This window comes from Pedobacter vanadiisoli, from assembly GCF_042684385.1.
Classification (GTDB): Bacteria; Bacteroidota; Bacteroidia; order Sphingobacteriales; family Sphingobacteriaceae; genus Pedobacter; species Pedobacter vanadiisoli.
On the sequence record NZ_JBHULL010000003.1, the window covers coordinates 322132 to 345396 of the forward strand.

Annotated in this window: 20 protein-coding genes; 12 read left to right on the forward strand and 8 right to left on the reverse strand. The window is 40.3% G+C overall.

Annotated elements, in window-relative coordinates:
• The first annotated feature begins 405 nt into the window (after positions 1–405).
• Genes ACFSR6_RS02485 through ACFSR6_RS02495 form a run of 3 tightly spaced genes read left to right on the forward strand, consistent with a single transcriptional unit; the run spans position 406 to position 7432 of the window.
• Positions 406–3633 carry a hypothetical protein gene (locus ACFSR6_RS02485; RefSeq protein WP_379074466.1) on the forward strand — a complete coding sequence of 1076 codons (3228 nt, stop codon included), beginning with the start codon at positions 406–408 and terminating at the stop codon, positions 3631–3633.
• Positions 3634–3641: 8 nt separating this feature from the next.
• Entirely contained in the window at positions 3642–7022 is a 3381-nt protein-coding gene (locus tag ACFSR6_RS02490) for a DUF6443 domain-containing protein (RefSeq protein WP_379074469.1), read from the forward strand.
• Positions 7019–7432 carry a hypothetical protein gene (locus ACFSR6_RS02495; RefSeq protein WP_379074472.1) on the forward strand — a complete coding sequence of 138 codons (414 nt, stop codon included), beginning with the start codon at positions 7019–7021 and terminating at the stop codon, positions 7430–7432. The genes ACFSR6_RS02490 and ACFSR6_RS02495 overlap by 4 nt, the downstream gene beginning before the upstream one ends.
• Positions 7433–7717: 285 nt before the next feature.
• On the opposite strand, the gene ACFSR6_RS02500 is transcribed toward ACFSR6_RS02495, so the two are convergent.
• Both ACFSR6_RS02500 and ACFSR6_RS02505 read right to left on the reverse strand, forming a co-directional pair.
• On the reverse strand, positions 7718–8806 hold the full coding sequence (locus ACFSR6_RS02500) for a Kelch repeat-containing protein (RefSeq protein ID WP_379074474.1): 1089 nt from the start codon (positions 8804–8806) through the stop codon (positions 7718–7720).
• Between the two features lie 53 nt (positions 8807–8859).
• Positions 8860–9480, reverse strand: coding sequence for a hypothetical protein (locus ACFSR6_RS02505; RefSeq protein WP_379074477.1), 621 nt, complete (start codon positions 9478–9480; stop codon positions 8860–8862).
• A gap of 144 nt (positions 9481–9624) precedes the next feature.
• Between ACFSR6_RS02505 and ACFSR6_RS02510 the strand changes: the two genes are divergently transcribed.
• The gene (locus ACFSR6_RS02510) at positions 9625–10110 is read left to right on the forward strand and encodes a hypothetical protein (RefSeq protein WP_379074480.1); all 486 of its coding nucleotides are present in this window, start codon (positions 9625–9627) and stop codon (positions 10108–10110) included.
• Positions 10111–10700: 590 nt separating this feature from the next.
• On the opposite strand, the gene ACFSR6_RS02515 is transcribed toward ACFSR6_RS02510, so the two are convergent.
• Positions 10701–11633 (reverse strand): NADP-dependent oxidoreductase, encoded by a 933-nt coding sequence (locus tag ACFSR6_RS02515; RefSeq protein ID WP_379074483.1) that lies wholly within the window; start codon positions 11631–11633, stop codon positions 10701–10703.
• Between the two features lie 305 nt (positions 11634–11938).
• On the opposite strand from ACFSR6_RS02515, the gene ACFSR6_RS02520 reads away from it, so the two are divergent.
• Positions 11939–12484 carry a GNAT family N-acetyltransferase gene (locus ACFSR6_RS02520; RefSeq protein ID WP_379074486.1) on the forward strand — a complete coding sequence of 182 codons (546 nt, stop codon included), beginning with the start codon at positions 11939–11941 and terminating at the stop codon, positions 12482–12484.
• 94 nt (positions 12485–12578) lie between these two features.
• Here the strand turns inward: ACFSR6_RS02520 and ACFSR6_RS02525 are convergent, their stop codons facing one another.
• The 5 genes from ACFSR6_RS02525 to ACFSR6_RS02545 all read right to left on the reverse strand — a co-directional run bounded on the left by ACFSR6_RS02525 (position 12579) and on the right by ACFSR6_RS02545 (position 17813).
• Positions 12579–13532, reverse strand: coding sequence for a Dyp-type peroxidase (locus ACFSR6_RS02525; RefSeq protein WP_379074489.1), 954 nt, complete (start codon positions 13530–13532; stop codon positions 12579–12581).
• A gap of 175 nt (positions 13533–13707) precedes the next feature.
• A complete protein-coding gene (locus tag ACFSR6_RS02530) occupies positions 13708–14931 on the reverse strand; it encodes a S41 family peptidase (RefSeq protein ID WP_379074492.1) in 1224 nt (407 codons plus the stop codon).
• A 203-nt stretch (positions 14932–15134) separates the two neighbouring features.
• Entirely contained in the window at positions 15135–16325 is a 1191-nt protein-coding gene (locus ACFSR6_RS02535) for a winged helix-turn-helix domain-containing protein (protein ID WP_379074495.1), read from the reverse strand.
• Between the two features lie 37 nt (positions 16326–16362).
• Positions 16363–17271, reverse strand: a complete 909-nt coding sequence (locus ACFSR6_RS02540; protein ID WP_379074498.1) for a DMT family transporter — start codon at positions 17269–17271, stop codon at positions 16363–16365.
• Complete coding sequence (locus ACFSR6_RS02545; protein WP_379074501.1) at positions 17271–17813, reverse strand: GNAT family N-acetyltransferase; 543 nt, start codon at positions 17811–17813, stop codon at positions 17271–17273. The genes ACFSR6_RS02540 and ACFSR6_RS02545 overlap by 1 nt, the downstream gene beginning before the upstream one ends.
• 72 nt (positions 17814–17885) lie before the next feature.
• Between ACFSR6_RS02545 and ACFSR6_RS02550 the strand changes: the two genes are divergently transcribed.
• The 7 genes from ACFSR6_RS02550 (at position 17886) to ACFSR6_RS02580 (ending at position 23255) form a co-directional block, all read left to right on the forward strand.
• Positions 17886–18752: a LysR family transcriptional regulator gene (locus ACFSR6_RS02550; RefSeq protein WP_379074504.1), complete on the forward strand. Its 867-nt coding sequence runs from the start codon at positions 17886–17888 to the stop codon at positions 18750–18752.
• A 62-nt stretch (positions 18753–18814) separates the two neighbouring features.
• Positions 18815–19321: a Crp/Fnr family transcriptional regulator gene (locus ACFSR6_RS02555; protein ID WP_379074507.1), complete on the forward strand. Its 507-nt coding sequence runs from the start codon at positions 18815–18817 to the stop codon at positions 19319–19321.
• A gap of 63 nt (positions 19322–19384) precedes the next feature.
• A complete protein-coding gene (locus ACFSR6_RS02560) occupies positions 19385–19810 on the forward strand; it encodes a DUF4345 domain-containing protein (protein ID WP_379074510.1) in 426 nt (141 codons plus the stop codon).
• An 86-nt stretch (positions 19811–19896) separates the two neighbouring features.
• On the forward strand, positions 19897–20808 hold the full coding sequence (locus tag ACFSR6_RS02565; protein WP_379074513.1) for a helix-turn-helix domain-containing protein: 912 nt from the start codon (positions 19897–19899) through the stop codon (positions 20806–20808).
• 74 nt (positions 20809–20882) lie between these two features.
• A complete protein-coding gene (locus ACFSR6_RS02570) occupies positions 20883–21794 on the forward strand; it encodes an alpha/beta hydrolase (protein WP_379074515.1) in 912 nt (303 codons plus the stop codon).
• Positions 21795–21994: 200 nt separating this feature from the next.
• Positions 21995–22375, forward strand: coding sequence for a transmembrane 220 family protein (locus ACFSR6_RS02575; protein ID WP_167293666.1), 381 nt, complete (start codon positions 21995–21997; stop codon positions 22373–22375).
• A gap of 22 nt (positions 22376–22397) precedes the next feature.
• On the forward strand, positions 22398–23255 hold the full coding sequence (locus tag ACFSR6_RS02580) for an EboA domain-containing protein (protein ID WP_379074519.1): 858 nt from the start codon (positions 22398–22400) through the stop codon (positions 23253–23255).
• Positions 23256–23265: the final 10 nt, after the last annotated feature.

The following is a 23265-nucleotide window of genomic DNA, read 5'->3' on the forward strand; positions in this document are numbered from 1 at the left end:
TTTTTTTGTTTAAAATCAGTGTTTTTGATCACCCTAGCCTGTATTATTTAATAATTATCAAATACCGAATAAGTGTTGGTTATATCAAATAAAATAATCCTTTCATGTAATTTTTTTTAATTGTTTGTACATTTAAGTATATCTTTGATTTATAAATTATCTGAAAATGCGCCTCTTCTTAAATCTTCCTATTCTTTCTATAGACTCTATATGTAATATCCGGGCAATGGTTATTCTCGGCTTTTCTCGTCCTTATTATCATCGGATCGAAAGTCTTAAATATCTTTAAATCAAAGTTGTTTTTTGTAGATGATAGTCATCGATCTCGATCCAGATTTTAAATTGAATTTTATTTAATATTCTTTCTATATGTATATCCGAATTTCACTCTTAATTTTTTTTAGCATGGTCGTGTTTTGTGGCAGTATATATGGTCAGGCCACGTCAACGGATCCTGTGCCAAAACTCACTCCACAAGGGCCTGAGGTTTCTGTGTTCAATAAGTTTATCGATATGCCGGTATCATTGCATACGGGTGTGCCCGATATTTCTATACCCATTTATGAGATAAAGCTCCGGGATATAAGCATCCCTATTAGCCTGAATTACCATTCTTCTGGTATCAAGGTTGATGAACCTGCTCCCAATACGGGGCTTGGCTGGTCGTTAAGCGGAATGGGTAATGTTAGCCAGTCAATAAACGGCGTTAATGATTATGGAGCAAATATAGGTTGGGTAAATACCTTAGCTAAAACACCTCAAACTGGTCTTATTAAGACATTTTTTGGTTTAGGAACCACACCTGTTTATACATCAGATCCGAGATACGATTTTAATAAAAGTGTTACCGATGGCCTCATAGATAGCGAACCTGATCTTTTTTATTTCTCAATGCCAGGGAAAAGTGGAAAGTTCTTTTTCGATCAGGAGAGAAATGTCCACACAATGCCTTATCAATGTATCAAGGTAACTCCTTCTTCATTCACAAATACAACTCAGAATGCCTATACAATAGTTGATGAAAGAGGCAACACCTACATATATGGACAGTTTGAGTTAACAAGTAGTACCTTAACCAGCAACTGCGGAGGTACTTCCTTCCCTGAAAGTAGCTTTACGGCTGTGCTTACGAAGATAATAACGCTCTCAAATGATACGATTGATTTTGTTTATAGTGACGAAATTTATGATTATAAGGGGCAAATATCTGAAAACAGATCAGTGCGGGTTACCGGTAATTCTGATTGTCCAACTGATACCCGTTGTACCTCAACAAGTGTGGTTCACGTGGCCGGTAAGAGGATTTCTGATATTTATGTTTCAGATGGGCAACATGTGCACTTCAATTATTCGAGCGTCAACCGACTCGATCTGGCTGGCGACAGACCTCTTTCAGAGATTTTGATCAGTTCAAGCGGATTGGATGTGCAGCGCCATCAACTGTTCTATAGTTACTTCACTTCTCCTGATAGCCCTACGGATGCTTCGTTGAAATATTGGCTAAAACTGGACAGCGTGACCAAAAACGGGCAGGAAACTTACAGGCTTGAGTATGACCAGACACCGATGCCGGCCAGACTGAGTCTGGCCCAAGACTATTGCGGTTATTACAACGGGGCTATTGAGAATACCACACTGCTTCCAAAGAACCTTGCAAAGGGGTTTTATGATGGGGCAGACCGGGAAACTAATCCGTTATATATCAAGGCCGGGTCGCTTAAAAAAATTATCTATCCTACCGGTGGCCATACCTTGCTGGATCTGGAGGCTAATACCTATCATTATTACGGAAATTCGAGTACGGTGGAAAGCAATAGCCATTATGCGATGCCATCTTCACAGGAATATGCAGTCACTACTTTTCAGATACCTATTTCGGGCAGAGATTTCAAGTCAAAATGGAAGATTACCGGCGGCGGTAATTTTGCAACACTTACTGGACCGAACGGTTACTCGCAGACTTTTACTGGTACGAATAACACACTTTCCTTTAATACTACCCTGCCAGCAGGCAACTATACACTCACGTTTTCATATGTGACGGATCCATTTGATTTAAGTGACGATTTTGTGCAGATCAACTGGGTTTATGACAAACTGAATCAGGTGGCAGAGAATAAGCCAACAGGTGGACTGAGGATAAAACGTACAGATTTTGTTCCTGGCAACGGTAGCATGGGGTTTAGTAAAAACTATGTTTATGCCCACGAACTTACACCCGCAGTTTCTAGTGGGAAACTGATCTATCAGCCTAAAATGGAATATGAGAGTTGGAGATATTCTTCATCTATAGAATCCTCAACACAGGAATGCAGGTACAACACACAGAGTTCTTCTAGTGTTGCCCCTCTGGGTACCATACAGGGTGGAAACGTAGTTTATGACTATGTAAGTGTTTACAATACATCCAAAGAGGGCAATGGGATGACAAGTTATGAATATATCAATGAGGGCATGCCTACCCAGGAGTATAATGATCCTGACATTACGGGGGTAAAGTTCCCTTTTGCACCCAGAATAATGAACGATGGGCAGAATGGGTTGCTCAAAACTGTTAAGAGCTATTCTTACGATCCTCAGGTACAAAAGATGAAACTGATTTCCAGAAAGGATAATACCTACAAAAAGACTATTGGTGAAGGACCAAATGAATTTTCAATAAGAGGTGTGAAGATAGGCATTCTTTTCCCACCCCCATGTACATCAACTGCATGTGGGCCTGCAACCTTTGCGGCCGACTATTATTTTCTAAATTCGAGTTGGTCCTATCTTACCTCGGAAACCGATAGTACTTTTAACAGTACAGGTCCACCGGTAGTGAGTTCTGTGTCTTATTACTACGATAATCCTTTGCATATCCAGCTGACCCGAAAGAAAATGGTTGGAAGTGACGGAAAGGCGGTTTATTCTGCATTTACCTATCCTGCCGATTATGCGGCTGGTACTCCCTTTATTGATGATCTGAAACTGAAAAATAATACTACCGTAAATATCGAACAGGTATCTTATGTGGATGGCGCTTCTGGAAGAACTATAGCCGGGGGGTCAATCAATGAGTATTTTCCCGGGGGGAAAGCACTTTTGAGAAATACCTACAGATTGAATACCAACGGGATTTCTGGATCTGCCCCTTTTAAATTTTCAGGAAAGCCCTCTGGCATGTCTTTTGAAAATCCAGGACAGTTTGCTTTCGAAATGGACAGCAGGTATGAAAAACGGGTTGCTTTCAATAATTACGATCATTATGGAAATATAATGAACCTATCAGCGGTACAGGGAACCAATGCAGTCTATCTATGGAGTTACAAAGGTAGATACATGATCGCAGAGATTAAAAATGGTGATTACCAGGCGGTGGTAAATCTGCTTGGAGGCCAGGTAGCAGTAGATAATCTTTCTGCTTCAAATCCAACTGATGCCCAGGTTAATGCCCTGCTGGCTCAACTCAGGTCGTCTTTTCCTCAGGCTTCGATAACCGGTTATACCTACAAGCCATTGGTTGGCATGACCAGCAGTACCGATGCCAAGGGAATGACGACTTATTACGAATACGATACTTTTCAGCGCTTGAAAGCAATAAAAGACCAGAACGGTAACATTTTAAAACAGACCGATTACCACTATAAAAACTAAGGCGCTCCATGAAACAACATCTAAAATATTTCTGTGCCGCTGCAGCAGTGCTACTGCTGCTTGCTGGCCGCTCTTCTGCCCAGAAAGTGGTGTCTGTGTATAATGGCGAAAGCGAGATCAGTGCACCATCGAGCGTCACGCTGACCGATGGTTTCCATACCATGGGGCCTGTTCGGATTTTCACCACGGGTTTGAGCTATGTGAATTGCCAGCCGTTGTCTTCAACCCCCAGTACCAACCAGAATTTTATTCTTACCCGTACTTTTAAACAACCGGTAACCGATGCCACACTGGGCAATAGTCGCAATGTATGCGAAGAAAACCAGGCTATCCAGTATTTTGATGGGCTGGGCAGGCCATTACAGACTGTTCAGGTACAGGGTAGTCCGGGTTTTAAAGATATTGTACAGCCTGTGGCTTATGATGCCTTTGGCCGCGAACAATTTAAGTACCAGCCTTATGCAGCGCAAGGTGGTACTACAGGCAGTTTCCGTACAGCTGCACTGGCTGATCAGCTGGCTTTTTACAACAGCCCTACGGCAGGAGTAAAAGCAACCGCCTATCCCTTTGCTGAAACGGTTTTCGAAGCCTCTCCGTTAAACCGTGTATTGCAGCAGGGTTCCCCTGGTGCCGACTGGCAAATTAACAGCGGCCATACGCTTAAAAGCGATTATGGCACCAATGCCGAGAATGAGGTAAAGCTGTGGGCGATAAACGGTACCGACAATGGCGCAACAGCCGGAGTTTACCAGCCGGGCAAACTGTATAAAACCATTCTTAAGGATGAGAACTGGGTACCTGCGGATTTAAAAACCGGTACTACCGATGAGTTCAAGGATTTTGAAGGGCGTGTGGTACTGAAACGGGTATGGGAAACCAATAACAAAAGCCTGAGTACCTATTACGTTTATGACGATTTGGGTAACCTGCGTTATGTACTGCCACCGGCAGTGAACGAAAACGGGCAGGCCACACTGGACAGTTTTGACGAAAGCCAAACGGTTTTCGACCAGTTTATCTACGGTTACCATTACGATGGACGCAAAAGGCTGGTAGAAAAGAAAATCCCGGGCAAGGGCTGGGAGTTTATGGTGTACAACAAACTCGACCAGGTGGTGATGAGCCAGGATGCCAACCAGCGAAACAAAAGCCCACAGGAATGGAACTTTACCAAATATGATGCTTTCGGCAGGATAGTAATCAGTGGGCGTTATATTGATGATCTTCATAACGGGCAGTCGGGAACCAATTATAGGGGGGCTTTTCAGGATATCGCAAACGGAACTGCTGCTTATGAAAAACCTGATGCATCAAATGCACAGATTGGTTACAGCAATGATGCCATTCCACAGGGTAGTATCGGGGATTATTATGTACTGAACTACTACGACGATTATGATTTCGTAGGTAATACCTTTGGCCAGCCCGGCACAGGCCAGGGTCCTGCAGCACGTACTAAAGGCCTGCTGACAGGCACGAAAGTAAAGAACCTGGGTACAGGCACGATGCTACTTACTGTAAACTATTACGACCTGGAAGGGCGTATACTGCAGAGCAAAAGCAACAACCACCTGAATGGTACCGATGTGGTAGACAATACCTGGAATTTTGATGGCAGCCTGAAAGCAAGCACGCGTACCCATACGGTAGGTGGAGTAGTTACCACCATTGCCAACCGCTACGAGTATGACCATGCCGGCCGCAAGATCGCCACTTTCGAGAACATCAACGATAAAGGGGAAATCGCATTGAGCCACCTGGAGTACAATGAGATCGGGCAGCTGAGCAAAAAGAACCTGCACAACGATAGCCAGGCCACTACCTTTGCCTACAACGAACGTGGCTGGATGAAGAATAGTACCTCCGATCAGTTCAGTATGGAACTGAAATACAACGATGGTACCTTGCCTCAGTTTAATGGCAATATCTCTGGCCAGGGTTATACCAACGGTACGGCCAATACCTTTAGTTATACATACGACAGGCTGAACCGCTTAACTAATGCCGCCGCAGGCAACAACCTGGGCGAGGCCATTAGTTACGATGTAATGGGCAATATTACCAGTTTAACCCGCGATAATTTTGGTACGAATAATTATACCGGTTACAATGGCAACAGGTTGACAGCCATCAGTGGTTTTACCAACAGTAATTATGGTTACGATGCTAATGGCAACCTCACCAGCGATAGCCAGAAGGACATCACCCTGGGATACAACTTCCTTAACCTGCCGCAAACGGTAAGTGGAAGCCAGAATTTAACCTATACTTATAATGCTGCTGGCGAAAAACTGCAAAAACAGGCAGGTGGTACCACCACTAATTATATAGATGGTATCCAGTATACCAACAACAGCATCGATTTTATTCAGACTGAAGAAGGCTTAGCCCGTAAGAGCGGCAGCAGCTACAGTTACGAGTATAACCTATCTGATCATTTAGGCAACGTTCGGGTTACCTTTTACCAAAACCCGACAACCAACCAGCTGGAAGTGCTACAGCGTGATGACTATTATGCTTTTGGTTTAAGGAAAATGGGCGTTCCAAATTCGAATACAAATAAGTACCTTTACAATGGTAAGGAGTTGCAGGAAGAGTTGGGGCAGTATGATTATGGGGCAAGGCTCTATGATCCAATAATTGGCAGATGGAATGTAGTGGATCCGCTGGCAGAAAAGATGCGGAGGTATTCATCTTATAACTATGGTTTTAATAATCCGATAAGGTTTGTAGATCCTGATGGGATGGAAGGAAAAGATATAATTATTTGGGGAAAAGACCAATCCACTAGGGATGATACTAAACTAATGATAATAAAGACTAAAGAAGTTAATGTAAATATATATACTTCAATACCTGCTCCATCAAACGATGTAATTAGGAAAGAACCTTCGGGTCCATTAACTATAGATGCATCTTTATTGGACGGGAAAATAGACCCGAAGTTGGGAGATGCAAGAGTATTTACGATTGGAGGTGATGTTACAGCGGGTATTGGTTTCGGAAAAAGTTTGTCGTTTGTTAACATTAAAGAGGGCGAAGATAAAGGATGGCATGCATATGAAAATACAGATAAAAATATTGGAATTGACGCATCAGCTGGGATATCAGAAGGAGTTATTTTTGGTAAGACTCCATTAAATAAATATTCTTTTGAAGGTAAATCACAAGGTACAACTATAGGAGTAGGTGTGACATCACTTCAAAAAATAACATCATATGCTGATGGAAAATATCATCTTAATCCGTTCAGTTCCCCAAAGGTTTTATATGAAGGCATGGCTTTTGGCATATCTCAATCACCTAAATTTCTCCCAGCAGGATCTACATATAATTTTTCAAATTCCAAACTAATACCGAGTAAAGCAGTAGAATTTTATACACCATGATAATTAGATTAATAGCTGTATTTATAATTGTTGCAACCTATGTTTCCTGTACTAAAATCAAAGTAATTCCTCTAAAAGGGAGTGAGGTTAGTAATATAGAAATCATAAATAAGACGCATAAAAAATATTTAAGACAGCGTATTTCTTTAAATGAGGACCAATTTAAATTAGTTGTCAGTGAAATAAATAGTCTTAAACATGCTGATGGTGAGGTAAATACAAAATCTAACTTTGGTTATTTTGATTTAACAATTATTACAAAAAATGGACTGAAATATGGTTTTGATATTTTAGAAACAGAGTATAGTGGAATAGTAATCATAAATAGACAAAATTCTGAACGTTATAAAAATGATAGACTAAATAATTTAATTAGTGATTTTTTTATTAATGAAGAATCATTGCTATAAATAGCCATTTTAGTCTAGAATTCCTGATCTGGCATAAATCCCTAACTTGTCTTAGCGTCTCGCTAAGACGGAAATGTAACTAACATAACAAAGCCCGGCGGTTAAAAATTGCCGGGCTTTATTACTTCTGTAGGAGTTCAAGTTTAAGAAACCTGGCTTTGATTGCCTCGTAGACCTGAGAATGTAGTTTGGTGAGTTGAGTAATCCCCATCTGGTCTTAGCGTCTCGCTAAGACCAGAATATGTTCTTATTATCAATTATTTAATCAATAAGTTACAAAGAAGCCTATTTAATAACTACATTATAGAGCGCAGCAGACTCAATGTACTGCCGGTCGTAACCAAAGCCAACATATAATTTGTCGTTTATTGTTCCGAAGTAACCATAATTATTGCTTACCCAACCTGTGTAATAGCTATAACCGCTTACGTTGCTCCAGGTATTGGTATCAGGATCATAAACAGCAAAAACAGAAGAATAAATAGAACTAAAAATGGTATTGCCTCCGCCATATACATATATTTTTCCCCTGTAACTGGCTAAATTCGGCGCAGCAACGGCAAACTCATCATCATTAATAATAACCCAGTTTTTGCCTGGATCGGTAATCCAGTTCCTAGGTATTAAAGTTTTGGCATTCATATCCATTTCAAAGAACTGATTTTTAGTTACTGTACCCGAATATGGCGAGCTCACCCTCTTAGATACCAACAAATAAGCTTTGCCGTTATTAACAACCGTTTTGTAAACCGTAATTGAGCCCTTGTCGTTTGGTAAATCTATAAACTTCTTCCAACTGTTATCTGCCGGATCATAAACATGCATTTCGTAATAATCAGTGCCGTAAGATTTATAGCTTAAAAGGCAATATAATTTGCCGCCATGGGCAAAACAACCTAAAAATTCTTCATCAATTTTTGTTCGGTTTGATGGGCTGTTACTAGATAGAATAGTCTTTTTCCATACATTATTAGCTGGGTTAAATGTCCATAGCCATTCTTCATATAAAAAGGGATAGTTATTACCATAATCTCTTACATTCGGACAAAAATAAATGAGTCCATTTATGCTTTGGCCGCCATTGTATTCAGAATACCGGGTTTCTGGCGGGTTAGGAAGTTTGGTCCAGGTATAGGTAGCTGGCGACCATTTATGAAATTGTGGTTGTTCGGTACCAGATCCTACCCATCTGTTAACATAAGTGTAAAGTTCGTTATTGTGAACAATATAATCGCCGCGCTGGTTGTTGCCTATGGGGTGCAATACCTTGCTTAATAAACCACCATTTACTACTACAACATCGGCACTGTATACCAGCTTGTTGTAGTTGTACAGTTCAAATTTGGCATTACCTATCGGAATATTTTCAGGCACATCGAACACAAGTTTTTTAATTTCAGTAACGCCCCAGCTGTCTATAAATTTGCCTAAGGGGCATTAATGCCGTTAATCTTTGCCTTGTAGCCCTTATAATCATAGCCCGACAGGTAAATAGATACGGTTAACGAATTGTCTAAACCTGTGTAAGGAGTTTGGTCATAAGTAACTAGTCCGTCTTTTGAGTGGTTATTATCAATGGCAAGTCCGTTTACAATATATTTATTCTGTAACTGCCAGAGGGAGAATTCGTGGCGATAAATTTTTGAATATACCTTGGTACCACTGCTGTTAAAAAAATATACCTGATACCAAACCTTATTGTTGGTAGGATAAGCCTTTAACTCAATTTTTGTCAGATATGATAATTTATTGACGAAACTACTTACATCGGTACCGGCATTTTTTACCAGCGAAATAGAATCTGTAGCATAGGTAACCCCGGTTGCAGAGGTAGTGAAGTCCAAGGTATAAGATACTATAAAGTTAATCTGATCGATGCTTACAGCGGTTATGTCCTTAGCCTTTGGGAGATTATCAACAACCGGTGGGATAGGGATGGGTACTGCTGCTTTTTTGCAGGCCACTCCGCATATCAATAAAAAGAATAAACAAAATGTATGGAGCAAAATGCTTGGGCGGGCATTATTAAACCGACGAAATGAAAGCATTAGTGAGATATGTAATTTGAGTGCCAAGATAATAAAAACCACATTAACAGTTAATAAAACATTATCGAATTTTGATGAAAATTGATAGGGCTTAGCCTTATATTTAACCACGAGCCCAAGTCCAAGCATATTGATAAAATTATTATGATAAATAACAGATTAGATTTCTTAAAAAGAAAAACCAAAGGAAAGTTTTTGCAAAAACAATATGATGACATGTTTATTTCTAATGGCTTAGACAATCCAGAGTACATTAATTTAGAGAAATCTGATAGCTTAATAAACAGAGTTAGGGAGGTATTCCCGGAAATTCAAGAACAAACTGAAATTCTTCCGGATAATATTACGGTTTTTGATTCAGAGTTATTGACAAAAGCATTTTCAACTGCAGATTCTGATTATTGTTATTTATACTCTGATGATGTGTATTATTGTGGGATGTATTTGACTAATTCGAAATCTGCACTACAATGTTGTTTAGACATTGCAAGATTAGGTTATAGTAGTACATGCTTTCTTCTTGATAAGGAATTGAAGTTTTCAATTCTAATTAACTACTATGATGAAGGCCATAATGAATATAGAAATAAGTTTGATATTCAGCTTAAACAACTAATTCCAGGTAGGTAGTATAGTTTTTATTCGATAAAAAGTTAATTGTAATAAGCCCTGTGGTTTAAAAATTGCCGGGCTGGTTATAAGGCCAAACAGAACTGTAAAAAATCAGAAGTACTTACTTTCACATCTGCCAGCTTTTTTGTTCTAACATAATCTGGTCAAAATCCTGTTTATGAACCTGAACAATTTTTATGTGGTTTTTAAATGAACCCCTTCGCTCCAAACCCTCAATTATAGGTGCTATAAGCAATCAAGAGCGCTTTAAATATTGAAAGTATTCCTACTGATCGGTACAACCGGCCTTGTATGCTATTCAGTCTTGTTCAAAGTCCCTGTCAAACTTTACAATTACAGGAGATTAGCAGATTATGCTTTAACTCTTCTGATCTGAAGATACACTGCTGGAAAATATTACATTTTTTGCAGGTTTTATCCGTCTATAACTTTACAGTGATGTTTCCTGATTTCGATGTTAATTTCTATTTTTTTACTTGGTATACACTTTTTATCAACATCGCGATCGGGATTGGAATGCTTTTACAGATCTAGAAAACATTGAGCTTTAGGTATACTTGTATACAATACACCAGGTAGAAGCAAGCTTAGGATACTTTGACAACAATTTTTCCATTAACACTGCGTGACTCAATGGTCTTGTGGGCGCTAACAATATCTTTTAATGAAAAAACTTTTTCTACTTTAACCCTTAACTTTTCCTTTTCAAGCCAGGTGGCAAATAACTGCAATTGTTCTTTGCTGGGCTGCATCATTGGCCATATTAATTCAATATTCCGTTCTTCAGCCATCCTTAAGGCAATCGGATCGTCTTTGGTGGATGAAGGCAGGCATACCACCTTACCACCCGGTTTAACAATTTTGATGGCACGGTAAAGTATTTCTCCGCCCATGGTATCCATCACTGCATCCAGTTCAGTAGCAATTTCTTCAAATTGCTGTTCTTTATAATTGATGATTTCATCAACACCCAGTTCCGAAAGGAAAGCAGCATTTTTAGCAGATGCCGTTCCATAAACATAAGCGCCGGCAAATTTAGCAAATTGTACAGTCAGATGACCAACGCCCCCGGCAGCAGACTGTATTAATACTTTTTGACCCGATTTGATCTTTAATTGCTCGTGAACGGCCTGATAAGCCGTTAATCCGGCAGTCGGTATAGCGGCTGCCTCATAGAATGAAATATGAGCTGGTTTTTTTACGATAGTTTCAGGGCTTGCTGTTGTATATGCTGCGTAACTGCCATTTACTATTCCGAAAATTTCATCACCAATTTTAAATTCCGATGCATTACTGCCTACCTGTTCAATTATGCCGCTTACATCTTTTCCTAAAATGGCTGGTAGCTGTAAACTTTTAGATGACCGGTGTAAGCCCGACCTGATTTTTGCATCAACAGGGTTTATACCTGCAGCAATTACCTTAATCAATACCTGATCATTATTAATAACGGGTTTCTCTATCTCACTAAACTGTAGTTCTTCAGGTTGGCCAAATTTGTGCAGGAGGATCGCTTTCATAAAGCAAATCTAATTCTTATTTCTGCTCAGCCAATTGCAGTTTGTCAGTATAAAGTGATTTTTGGAGCAACTATCTTGTCCGGCTCATTAGGGAGGTATCTTTCAGGAACCGGTTTACAGCGGAATAGGCTGTTACTTTGAAAATGGAATCGGCAGCCATTTAACTTTTTGGTGCGATTCCTATTCCCTTTTAGCAGTACAAAAGGTAAATAACAGGGTAATAGGTTCATAAATCTCAGGCTTTCGACTATATTTGAGTGAGCAGCCAGTTAGTGATGCCAACAACCTGAAAAATAGCAAACCGCATGATCAAAAGAAATTTTACCCCTTTCCCCGTTTTAACAACAGAAAGGCTTACCCTTAGGCAGTTGTCAGCTGATGACCAGCAGGATATTTTAGCTTTGCGTTCTGATCCGGAAATCAACAAATATCTTGCAAGAGAGCCGAGCAAGACCATTGAAGACGCAACCAATTTTATCAACAAGGTTAACGAGCATATTCAAAAAAACAATTCCATTTATTGGGCCATTACCCTAACGAAAACCAGAACATTTGTAGGGACCATTTGCCTTTTTAACTTTTCGGATGAAAAAAATAGTGGCGAAATTGGCTACGAGCTTATGCCAGAATTCCAAAAGCAAGGAATTATGACAGAAGCCATCCAGGAAGTGATCACTTATGCTTTTCAGTGGTTGAAATTTCAAAAAATAGTGGCGTTTACCCATCAAGAAAACCACCATTCGATTAAACTTTTGGAGAAAGCTAACTTTCTTCCATCACCTGAAACCCATCAGGAAGATCCTGGTTTAATGTTTTCACATTACAATAGCAGTTCTTTCCGAAAACATTAATGTGATAACCAGTGGAATAGGTATTAAATAGCTGAAAGCGATTATCAATCTTTTCCCCTTAATATTTACAAAGCCTTGCCGGGCCGGCATTACATCAACCTCCAAATTCATCAAGCAGCTCCAAACTCGGGGCAAAAAACAGCGAACCTGTTTTCGCGGTGCTAAAATCCAGTATACGGTCGTAATTTCCTTCCGGGTTGCCAATAAACATATTGTTGAGCATTTTCTCTACCGTGCTGAAAGTGCTGGCATAACAGATAAAATAGGTGCCCATCTCATTGGTGGCCACATTTCCGAAAGGCATATTATCTCTCACCACCTTAAAATCGTCGCCAACATTGGCCAGGGCAATATGCGCGTTTTTGGGCTTTAGCTCGTCGCTCATTTCAATATCCTGCTCTTTAGAGCGGCCAATTACCTTTTCCTGTTCTTCTACCGGAAGCGATTTCCAGGCCCTGAGGTTATGGATGTATTGTTGCACGAAGAGGTAGCTTCCGCCCTGGTAGGAGGGATCTTCGCCGCCAATAATGGCAAAACGATCGCGGTCTGCACCATGCGGATTTTCGGTACCATCTACAAACCCTAAAACAGACCTGCTATCCCAATAACGAAAACCCTGAACCTCTACTACGCCATCGGCAACAGGGCTCATCAATTCAGAAATGGCAGCAGCCATATCGTAAGCAAGGCTTTTGTTATCTGCCCTGATATGGAAGTGCAGGTCGCCTTTGGTGCTTACTGCCGAGTGTTTGCTGCCGGTTACCGGCTCAAACCGCTTTAATTCTTTGGGCAGGGGCCGGGGCAGGTCAAGCTGCAGCCAGGCATCGTATCCTATGCCCATTACGCAGCTGGCCTTTGAATCGGGAAAGCGGTTTAATGCAGAATTGTTAAGGTTAATCACCAGGGCACATATGCCCTGAAAAACTGATTTGATTGTTACCGGACCGGCCTCTTCCCTGAAATTCCAAACCAGAAAATAAGTATTGTTATTCGGGTAATCGGTAACGTTTTGTGCACTATGTGGTTTTGAAAAAGGATTAATCGCCATCGGTTTGGTTTATGTTAATCAAATTTAAGAAATGGGAATGATTAATAACATAATAAGCTCGCGATTATTCAGTCTTGCCTTTGATGAGGATAGGATGATGAAATTCGCTGAGGAAGCGATCATGATTTTGGTTTTTGAAACCCGATAAATACCAAGTTAAGGAAAGACTAAAAAATTATTGTTTCAATAACCCAAAGCTTTTATCTGCCTGCGCCAGGGCTTCATCTTTTCCTTTCACATAGTTTTTAATCGAATACTCCACATAGGTATCGGGCTTTAAGGGACCTTTTTTCCCTTTCCAGTTTTCCCAGTACCGGGTAGAATAGGCCACAATAATCTTCGATTTTGGCAATGCAAAGCCCCTTACTTCGCCATACCCGTTAATATTACCACTGCTGGGCTGACCCACCAGGATAGCAGTGGTATTTCTCTTGATCCTTACGGCGTTCATTACGGTTGATGAAAAAGTATGCGTGCCAATGAGTACATAAAATTTGCCTTTTTTATTTAAATAACTGGCCGCTATTTTCTCAATGAAAGGATTTAAAATGGCAGAATTTCCTCCACTGTTGCTGCGCAGATCGAGTATAATTTTATTGGGTTTTTGTTTGTCGATCACTGCGAAAAGTTCTCCGGCAAATTTTGCAAAGGGATAGGATGCGTGTTCGCTACAGTCGCTATAATTAAAATAGAGGGTTTTTGTATCTGCTTGGTAATCGAACCAGTAATTGCTGCTCTTTTTATGCGAGAGCAGGTTATTGCCTGATTGTGCCAGGTTAAGTTTTGTGGCATCTTTGCCGGCAACGGCTTTAAGCTTAATATTTTGTAGCTGGCCAGCGGCGTTGCTTAAGGTAAATGTTGCGGTAGAATCGCTACTGATCAGCGCTAAGCCATTTAACAATACCGGGTTGTTAAGGTATTGCAAAAGCCGGTCGTTAAAATACATAGGGTTTTCATCCTGGATAATTTCTTTGAAACGGGCCAATATGTCGTTAACCGGGTGTCCGTTTATGCTTTCTAATTTACTGTTCAATACCGGGCTGTTTGCCGGGTCGATGCCTACAACGAATAAACCCTCTTTAAAAAGCCCGAATTGGATAGGCAAAACTTTGGTGAAATTTACTTCTATAAAAGTATGCTCATCGCCAATGGATTTGGTTAGCCTGAAGAGCTCGACAATAAAGCGGTTCCTGTCAAACCCGTTCGACCTGATGGATACCTGATCGACCTTATTTTTAAATTGGTTACTGTCTATTTTGGCAAAAAGATTGGTATGCTTAACCGGTAAGGTTTTTTTTAGAAACTCCAGGTCTTCCATAAAATCTGTTTTTGATAACGTTTGCGAAAAACAGGCGGCACTGATCAGTGCAAACAGCGCGGTAATAATTGCTTTTTTCATATCGGGCCAAGGGCTTATCAACAGGTTTAATTTAGATAAAAAATCTATTCCGTGATCAAATAGACGCACAAAAAAAATGAATGTGACAAGGGGTATTGATTTTAAATTGCACCGCCCCGGCCATCTAACCAAAGTGGCCATTGATGGGAGGGATTGACAGCTTGCCCCAACATTCGGGGGAGCAATCAGGATAGGGTTTATGGTTAATGAAACTCTTTGCTAATCAATGCCAGCAAATTGTTATGATTGGTTTTTTTAAATTGTACGTGCCTGCATTTGTTAAACAGGATAAACGCTTTTAGTTCGGATACCAATTTATCAATGGTTTTATCGTCAATTTCAACAGGCTCAAAATGGAGGTTATGAATAATCAGTATTTTTTGTTTCCGATCTGCTTTGGCATCCATTCTGGCAATAAATTTTTCTCCTGCCAGGATGGGGAGTGAAAAATAACCAAATTTCCGCTTTGGGGCCGGAACAAAACATTCTATCTGGTAATCGAAGTCGAAGAAATCTTTTAAACGCGAACGGAATACATTAAGCGTATCGAAAGGGGAAAGAATGAAAACATCGTCTTCTATATGCACATGAGGATTTGTATCAGCACGCATATACAATGGGCCCTTTACACCATCAACAATTACAGGCTTAACCTGGCCGGCCTGAATCATTTTCTCCAGCTCCTTTTTTACCAGATTCCCTTTTACACGGCGCGAACGCCATGCCATTTCTTTTAGAGAGCAAATTCCCAAAGCCCCGAGTGTACGGTTAATAATATAACCTGCATAAGCTTCGTCTGTGGGCATGGTCTGATCAATATCTTGAGGTACCCTATCTAATGGCAGGTGATAAACTTTCTGAAAAGCACTGTTCCGGCTGATCACCAGTTTACCCTCCAGATAAAGCCTTTCCAGTGCAACTTTGGCCGGCCGCCAGTCCCACCAGCCCGAACTTGCCTCTACACGGTCGTTCTCAAAATCTCCAACCCTTACGGCTCCATCACGTTCCACCTGGTCTAAAATCTGATTCATCAGGTCAGCTTCTCTTTTCGTTAAGGGAGTATCGCGTGTTGCAAATGCCTTTTTAACCGGTAAGGAAAAGCGAAAATCGTGCATAGGCATAAAGCCGGCATCAGCGGTAAAGTATTCAAAAATATCGCCCTGTTCGGTAAGTTGCGCGAGCCATTCTGTTTGATAATCGGGAACGCGTGCAAACAAGGCATGATGGTGGGCACGTTCTACCACATAGTTGGTATCTAACTGTACATAGCCCAAATGGTCAATTACTTTGTAAACGGCGTCGATTCCCATTCCGAACTGCGCTTTCTTTGAAAGTCCGGCTGCTTGTAAAATGATTTTCCGTGCCTGCGATCGGTCCAGTACAATAGGTTCCATTGCACTAATATATTGATCATTTAGGTGGCTTCAAAAATTAGCCTTGATCCTTTTTCCACTTTGACAGGTTTGATATTGCGATTTGATTTGGCATTTTCCACCTGAGTTCAGCGATCAGTGTGGCCAAAAATATCATCCCGCCACCAATTAATAACCTTGATGTAATTTCCTCTCCCAATATAAAATGTGCTGCAAAGGCGCCAAAAACCGGCTCGAAAAGATAAATGATCGATACCCTTTCGGCACTGATGTATTTTTGGGCAATGTTGGATATGGTATACATGTAGGCTGTCGAAAATAAGGCACAGAAAATAATACCCAGCCAAAAGGTTTGCTGCTGTGGTATCCATACCGTATTGTTCTGAAATGCGGCCAGTAAAAAGGTTAATATGGCGCAGGTGGCAAACATGGGTACAATGGTGGGTACAATATTGCCGGCTTTCGATTCTTTTTCAACCTGAATTAAATATATTGCGAAACAAAAGGCACCAATAATGGTGTACAAGTCGCCGATACCAATACTCAATGCGTTGGTAACCGATATGATAAAAAGACCAATAAGCGCAGTGCATGCCGCGATCCATATTTTGAGTGCTGCGGCTTTCCGGTAAATAATAAGTTTGATTACCGGAATCATTACCACGGTTATTCCTGCCACAAATGAGCATTGAGATGCCGAAGTATGCGTAATGCCGAGGGTCTGCAGGTAAATGCCCAGCACAAGGGGGATGGCCAGGCCTGCACCTGCTTTTATAGCGGTAGTATGAAATTTCTTTACATGTTTCCAGAAAACTGCCGATAAAACCAATGTGGCCAGAAAGAAGCGATAGCATAAAAATAAAAGTGGCTGCCCCTGGCCAATGGCCAGTTTGGTAACCGGAAAGGAAATGCCCCAAAAAGCAGTACCGAGGATGAGTAAAACCAGGAAAAGTGTTCTTTTTTCCATTATGATACTTTTAATTCGTTTGTATTAGTCAACTCTTTTTTCATCAACAGATCGGTTTGTTCGTCGTTACCGAGCCAGAATGAATGTTTGCCAAAGGCTGTAAAACCGTTTTTCTCATAAAACCTTAAAGCCCTGTAATTTTGTTCCCAAACGCCTAACCAGATATTTTCAACCCGAATTTCGTAAGCGATATCAATTGCTTTTTGATAGAGGCTTTGCGCCACTCCTTTACCGTGGAAGGTTTTTAGCACATAAATCCGCTCGATTTCGAGTGCGTTGTCCATTTTTTCATTTTGTGCTTCGCCAAAATTGATTTTTAGATAGCCTACCACATTTCCATTTACCAGGGCAAAATAAAATTGAGAATCGCTGTTGTTCAGTTCGCTTTTCAGCTTTTGTTCTGAAAAACTGTTTTCGAGGTAATTGCTCATGTTTTGTTCTGTATTTACTTCGGAAAAAGCTTCAAAAAATGTGGATATCCCAATTTCCTGAAGTTTTTTGATACCGGTAATATTTACCCTTTTGATTGTGATCTGCTCCATGGTGCGAATGTAATGAGTTATTAAATGATTTAAAATGCTATTATTTCATTTATTAATGCGTATTTTGCATTAATGGATCTTCAGCGCATCAAGTATTTTTTAGCCTTATCTGAGCAGCTTCATTACTGGAAAACGGCTGAGAAGGTAAGTATCACACAATCAGCCCTTAGCCGGCAGATACAGTCGCTCGAAAATGAGCTGGGTTTACAGCTTTTCGAACGTAATAAACGGAATGTAAAACTCACCCCTGCAGGTAAATTTTTAAAAGAAAAATGGGAAGTGGAGTTAAATGAAATCGAATACATCCACCGGTTTGCCAAACAGCTTCACCTGGGCGAGCGCGGAACGGTTACCATTGCACATCCTGATTCTATATCTGCATCGCTCATGCCTGATCTTTTAGCGAAGATTACAGCAGCATTCCCACAGCTGCAGATCAAGCTGGTGCAGGTTTTGTACGAAAATCAACTGCAATTCCTGAAAAATTATAAAATAGATCTCGCCATTACCCGCGATATCAACAGCGAACCGGGCATCAGGTCAAAAAAGATATATTCTGATCATCTGGCGCTCGTGGTTCCGTTAGATCATCCATTTAAAGGTTTCGATGATTTATCAACTGAAAGCTTAAAACAGCAGAAATTCATCCTGCCTGCAAAAGACGAGGGGAGTAGTTATAGCGAGATTATCCAGGCCCTTTTTAAATCGTACCAGTTTGTTCCGGATGTATTTCTGCATTCAGAATTCGGCTCAACAATTATCGCATTGGTGCGCAAAGGTTTGGGAATTGCCATTCTGCCCGATTCTTATATGCACCATCAAAGCCCCGGACTGCGCTTTATCCCGCTTCCCTTTAAAACCGATATATTAATCAATTGGCGTGCTGATGATCATAACCCTGTGCTGGCCAATATTTTGAAGCTTGTTTTTGAAAATTAGAGTCTAGCCCTGCGTTTTAAATTGCCTGTAAAAAAGACATTGTATCCAAATAGAAGAATAAAATGAAAGAATTTGTTGACCTTTTAGAGAAAACCATTACCATTAACAGAAACGGTTTTTTAAGCGAAAAAGGAAATATTGATACCAATGTGTATTATATCGAAAGCGGGAGTTTACGGTTATATGTTTTGGATAATGATGAAGAACAGGTGATCAGGTTTGGTTACCAGGATAATTTAATTGTTTCAATGGATTCTTTTTTAACCGGTAAACCTTCAGCTTATTTTATCCAGGCCATTAAGAAAACGGTAATAAGGGTGATAACGAAGCAGCAAATCGATGATTTTTTGAAAGTTGAAAAAAATCAGCTCTTTTGGACCAAAATTTTAGAAAATCTTGTTGTGCAACAACTTGAACGTGAAATTGATATTTTAACAAGTTCACCAATAGAACGCTATAACAGGGTTTTGAGCAGAAGTCCACAGCTTTTTCAGCAGATTCCACTTAAATACATTGCAAATTACCTGAGAATGAGCGCCGAAACTTTGTCGCGTTTGAAAAAAACTTGACTTCGATCAAGATTTAATTATAAAAAACCAAACACCTTTGCATTTTAACCATTAAAAATACTGATGATGAATGCACAAAAAATGATTAAAGCCTGTAGCCGGGCTTACATCGGTTTCTCGATCCTAAGTTTGGCATATGTAAGTATCTTATCGTTTTGGAACCCACAGGCCACTATGAATTTAGTATCTACTCAGCTACCTAATACAGATGCCATAAGCTCTATAAGGGGGATATATGGAGGGATTGGTTTACTGATTGCCTTTTTACTGGTTTACCTTTTGTTGAACGATATCGCGAAGGCACTTTTTTTTCTGCTGCTCTTTTGGGCTGCTTATGCCATTTCAAGGTTGGTAACCATTTGGGCAGATGGGCCTTTGGGTAGTTTCGGTTCAAAGTGGTTAATTATTGAATCAACTTTTAGTATTTTAGCTTTCTTGCTGCTTATTTTGTATACGCGGATGACGAAGGAAACAGGAAATCATTCATAGCAGTTTTTGCTTAAAAAAGAAATGATCATTTTAGTGAAACAGTTATGATGCTGCGATAACCTTAACCATACAAATATTATCATTAGATGTATTTAACTTCGTTACCAGACCATTCCAGTCCTGATTTTGATGAGGATCTTCATTTCGGGAGATTTAAAATCCATAATGTTGTTTTCAATACGCTGAGCAGTTACAGTTTTTGCAATGACCATGTAGGTTGCCTTTCGTTCAAAACGATATTAAAAGGAGAGGAATGGTACGGGGTAAATAACCGCCGGTTGGCCATCAGGCCGGGACAGTTCCTGATGTTAAATGATGAACAGAATTATTCGTGCAAGATTGATACCCACGATAAAGTAAGGGGGCTATCGGTTTTTTTTCAGAAAGATTTTGCTGCCCGGGTATTTGATGATACCTTAAAAACTGAAACAGAATTACTGGACAACCCATTTTACAATAATAACAAGCAACCTGAGTTTTTTCAGACGTTGAATGATACCGCCCCGGAATTACAGTTGCAACTGCTAACGCTTATCTCCCAGCTCGAAAATAATGGTTACGATGATGGTGCGGAAGAACAGCTGTTTTTTTTACTCAGGTACCTGATCAGTACCCTCAAATCTGATACAAAAAAAATAGCGGAGGTGCAGGCCATAAAACCATCCTCAAAAATCGAAATTTACCGGCGCTTGTGTATTGCGAAAGATTTTCTCCATTCAACTTTTACGGAAAAGCCTGATTTAAAATTATTGAGCAGTATGGCTTGTTTATCAGTTCCCCAGCTCATCAGGCAGTTTAAATCTGTATTTAAGGTTACGCCACACCAATACCTGATCCGGATAAAACTAAAACAGGCTGTCGATTTGCTTAAAAATACAGATCAACCCATTCACGAAATAACCTGGGGCAGCGGGTTCGGAAACGAGAGTGCTTTTTGCAGGGCCTTTAAATCTGCTTATGGTCTGCAACCTTTAATGTTCAGAAAAATGCATCGGTAAATAGCGCATTTCTGCACATGTTTCCGGTTAAGCAGGGCTTAATTTTATCCAGTTATAAATCTAAGCCCTTTTACATGAACCGTGTTTTAATTTTTTTCTTTTCTATTTTATCGGTGTCATTTTGTTATGCCCAGGATCTTACCATTCCGCTTTACCAGGCACAGGTGCCAAATTCAAAGAAAACCCCTGTTGATTATAGGGAAGAAACTGATAGCAGTGGTTTGATTAAAAATGTAAGTATACCCACCATGCAGGCCTATCTCCCTGCTAAAAATAAAGCCAATGGAACGGCTGTAATCATTTTTGCCGGTGGTGGCTATTTTGTTTTAGCACCAAAAAAATGCATTGAAATAGCCAGGGCATTTAATGCGCTGGGGGTAGCTGCCTTTGTTGTGAAATACCGCCTGCCCAGCGATAGAATTATGATTGACAAAACAATCGGCCCCTTGCAGGATGCCCAAACGGCGATTAAAACGGTACGACAGAGGGCCAGCGAATGGAATATAAATCCAAACAGGATAGGAATGATGGGACTATCGGCAGGCGGTCATCTGGTATCAACGGCGGGCACCCAGTTAAACAGGGTAGTAATCGATAATAAAGAAAATACCCCGCTCCGGCCCGATTTTATGATTTTGCTTTACCCGGTTATTATTTATGATCCGGATATACCACGCACCCGGGAAAATTTAATAGGAAAGAATCCTGCTCCACAAATACTGGGATTATACAGCACCAATAAGTCTGTAAGTAAGGTTACGCCACCAACGTTTTTGGTTCACGCAGCCGACGATGATGTAATCCCGGTGAAAAACAGCCTGCAGTTTTTTGATGCCTTGCTAAAAGCAAAGGTTAAAAGTGAAATGCATATCCTGCAAACGGGTGGCCATGGCTTTGGTATTTATGATGCAGAGAATAAAGATAGCTGGTTTATAAGCTGCTACGAGTGGATGCGAAAAAATAGTTTTGTACCTGCTGAACAATAAATCGCCATTTTTTATGTTTAAATTTTTGAAAATGAATTGTTTATGTGTTTTTTTTAGGACTGTTTTTAATCAAATAAAAAATTTATAGCAGCATATAATTTACATATTTTAAGCAAAAAAAGCATTCAGTTTAAATAACTTTGTTTTTCGATGAAAAAATCGGGTAATCGATTTGCTTATTTTAAATCAAATAACTCAAAATGCTTTTAATTATTCTTAACATTATTTTCTGTATCTCATTTTTGGGTTTTGCTTATGTGAACCTTAACGATAATGATGCTTTTTTATGGGTATCTATCTATTTAAGTGCTGCAATATGCTGCGGATTAGCGGCAGCAGGTAAATTTTATCCCTTTGCTTACCTGTTTTTAACTGCTTTCTACTTGATCTATGCGGTTATCCTTTTCTTTGCAAAAGATGGTGTGCGCGATTGGATTACCAAGTACAGGCGCGAAAGCCTGGTGCAGAGCATGCAGGCAACTAAGCCCTACATTGAGCAAACACGCGAATTCTTTGGCCTGTTGATTATTGCAGGTGCGCTCCTGATCAATTATTTTGTTTCTGCGGGTATTACCGCGTAAGTGCATTTAGGCAATTTTATCTATGAGCGGTAGTAATATGAAGGCGGTAAAAGAAATAATGGGGTCTGTAGTTAAAAACAATATAAGCCCAGATGCAGATAAGTGGCTGGAAGATTTTATACAATCTCATGATCAATGGGTACAGTTGGGCAAAGTATTTGTGATGTTGCCCCGTAAAACAGGCAAATTGCCGGTTGCAATTACCGAAGATCAGCAAAAAGCGCTGGATACAGCAGGCTTTGGTTACATCAGTAACTGGACCACAGACAGGTTTAGCCGTGTGTGGTTGCTGTCTAATTTAAATCCGGGCGATAAAGAACTGTTATTTTCAAACATTGAGCGTTTATTTCTGTCGGCTGAGGTGAACGAGGCTGTAGCGTTATATTCGGCACTGCCATTTTTAGCTCATCCCGAAATTTGGGTAAAGCGCTGTGCTGAAGGGATCAGGAGCAATATTGGTTCTGTACTCGAAGCCATTATGGAAAATAATCCATACGCTGCGGCAAACCTCGATGAGGCGGCCTGGAACCAGCTTGTTTTAAAGGCATTCTTCACCGAAAAAAATATTGAACTTATTGTGGGCCTGGATGAGCGTGCCAATCTTCAACTGGCTTTAACACTGGTAGATTATGCCAAAGAGCGCTGGGCTGCAGGCAGGGAGGTAAATCCACAGTTGTGGCGCCTGGTGACTAAATTTATCAACGCCGAAATTTTTGAAGACCTCAAGACCGGTCTGCAACATTATGATCAGACTGAACAGCGTGCCATTGCATTAGCCGTTTCCGGATCAGATTACCCAGAGGCAAAGGATTTTATCAATACTTTTCCTGAACTGAAATTGGCCCTGGCTGATGGAAGCTTAAACTGGAATTCAATTTAACCTATAAAAT

What these genes read in the sequence shown, in the direction of transcription:
- ACFSR6_RS02485 (WP_379074466.1), top strand. Translation starts at nt 406, where the DNA reads ATGGTCGTGTTTTGTGGCAGTATATATGGTCAGGCCACGTCAACGGAT.
- ACFSR6_RS02490 (WP_379074469.1), top strand. Translation starts at nt 3,642, where the DNA reads ATGAAACAACATCTAAAATATTTCTGTGCCGCTGCAGCAGTGCTACTG.
- ACFSR6_RS02495 (WP_379074472.1), top strand. Translation starts at nt 7,019, where the DNA reads ATGATAATTAGATTAATAGCTGTATTTATAATTGTTGCAACCTATGTT.
- ACFSR6_RS02505 (WP_379074477.1), bottom strand. Translation starts at nt 9,480, where the DNA reads ATGCTTTCATTTCGTCGGTTTAATAATGCCCGCCCAAGCATTTTGCTC.
- ACFSR6_RS02510 (WP_379074480.1), top strand. Translation starts at nt 9,625, where the DNA reads ATGATAAATAACAGATTAGATTTCTTAAAAAGAAAAACCAAAGGAAAG.
- ACFSR6_RS02515 (WP_379074483.1), bottom strand. Translation starts at nt 11,633, where the DNA reads ATGAAAGCGATCCTCCTGCACAAATTTGGCCAACCTGAAGAACTACAG.
- ACFSR6_RS02520 (WP_379074486.1), top strand. Translation starts at nt 11,939, where the DNA reads ATGATCAAAAGAAATTTTACCCCTTTCCCCGTTTTAACAACAGAAAGG.
- ACFSR6_RS02525 (WP_379074489.1), bottom strand. Translation starts at nt 13,532, where the DNA reads ATGGCGATTAATCCTTTTTCAAAACCACATAGTGCACAAAACGTTACC.
- ACFSR6_RS02530 (WP_379074492.1), bottom strand. Translation starts at nt 14,931, where the DNA reads ATGAAAAAAGCAATTATTACCGCGCTGTTTGCACTGATCAGTGCCGCC.
- ACFSR6_RS02535 (WP_379074495.1), bottom strand. Translation starts at nt 16,325, where the DNA reads ATGGAACCTATTGTACTGGACCGATCGCAGGCACGGAAAATCATTTTA.
- ACFSR6_RS02540 (WP_379074498.1), bottom strand. Translation starts at nt 17,271, where the DNA reads ATGGAAAAAAGAACACTTTTCCTGGTTTTACTCATCCTCGGTACTGCT.
- ACFSR6_RS02545 (WP_379074501.1), bottom strand. Translation starts at nt 17,813, where the DNA reads ATGGAGCAGATCACAATCAAAAGGGTAAATATTACCGGTATCAAAAAA.
- ACFSR6_RS02550 (WP_379074504.1), top strand. Translation starts at nt 17,886, where the DNA reads ATGGATCTTCAGCGCATCAAGTATTTTTTAGCCTTATCTGAGCAGCTT.
- ACFSR6_RS02555 (WP_379074507.1), top strand. Translation starts at nt 18,815, where the DNA reads ATGAAAGAATTTGTTGACCTTTTAGAGAAAACCATTACCATTAACAGA.
- ACFSR6_RS02560 (WP_379074510.1), top strand. Translation starts at nt 19,385, where the DNA reads ATGATGAATGCACAAAAAATGATTAAAGCCTGTAGCCGGGCTTACATC.
- ACFSR6_RS02565 (WP_379074513.1), top strand. Translation starts at nt 19,897, where the DNA reads ATGTATTTAACTTCGTTACCAGACCATTCCAGTCCTGATTTTGATGAG.
- ACFSR6_RS02570 (WP_379074515.1), top strand. Translation starts at nt 20,883, where the DNA reads ATGAACCGTGTTTTAATTTTTTTCTTTTCTATTTTATCGGTGTCATTT.
- ACFSR6_RS02575 (WP_167293666.1), top strand. Translation starts at nt 21,995, where the DNA reads ATGCTTTTAATTATTCTTAACATTATTTTCTGTATCTCATTTTTGGGT.
- ACFSR6_RS02580 (WP_379074519.1), top strand. Translation starts at nt 22,398, where the DNA reads ATGAGCGGTAGTAATATGAAGGCGGTAAAAGAAATAATGGGGTCTGTA.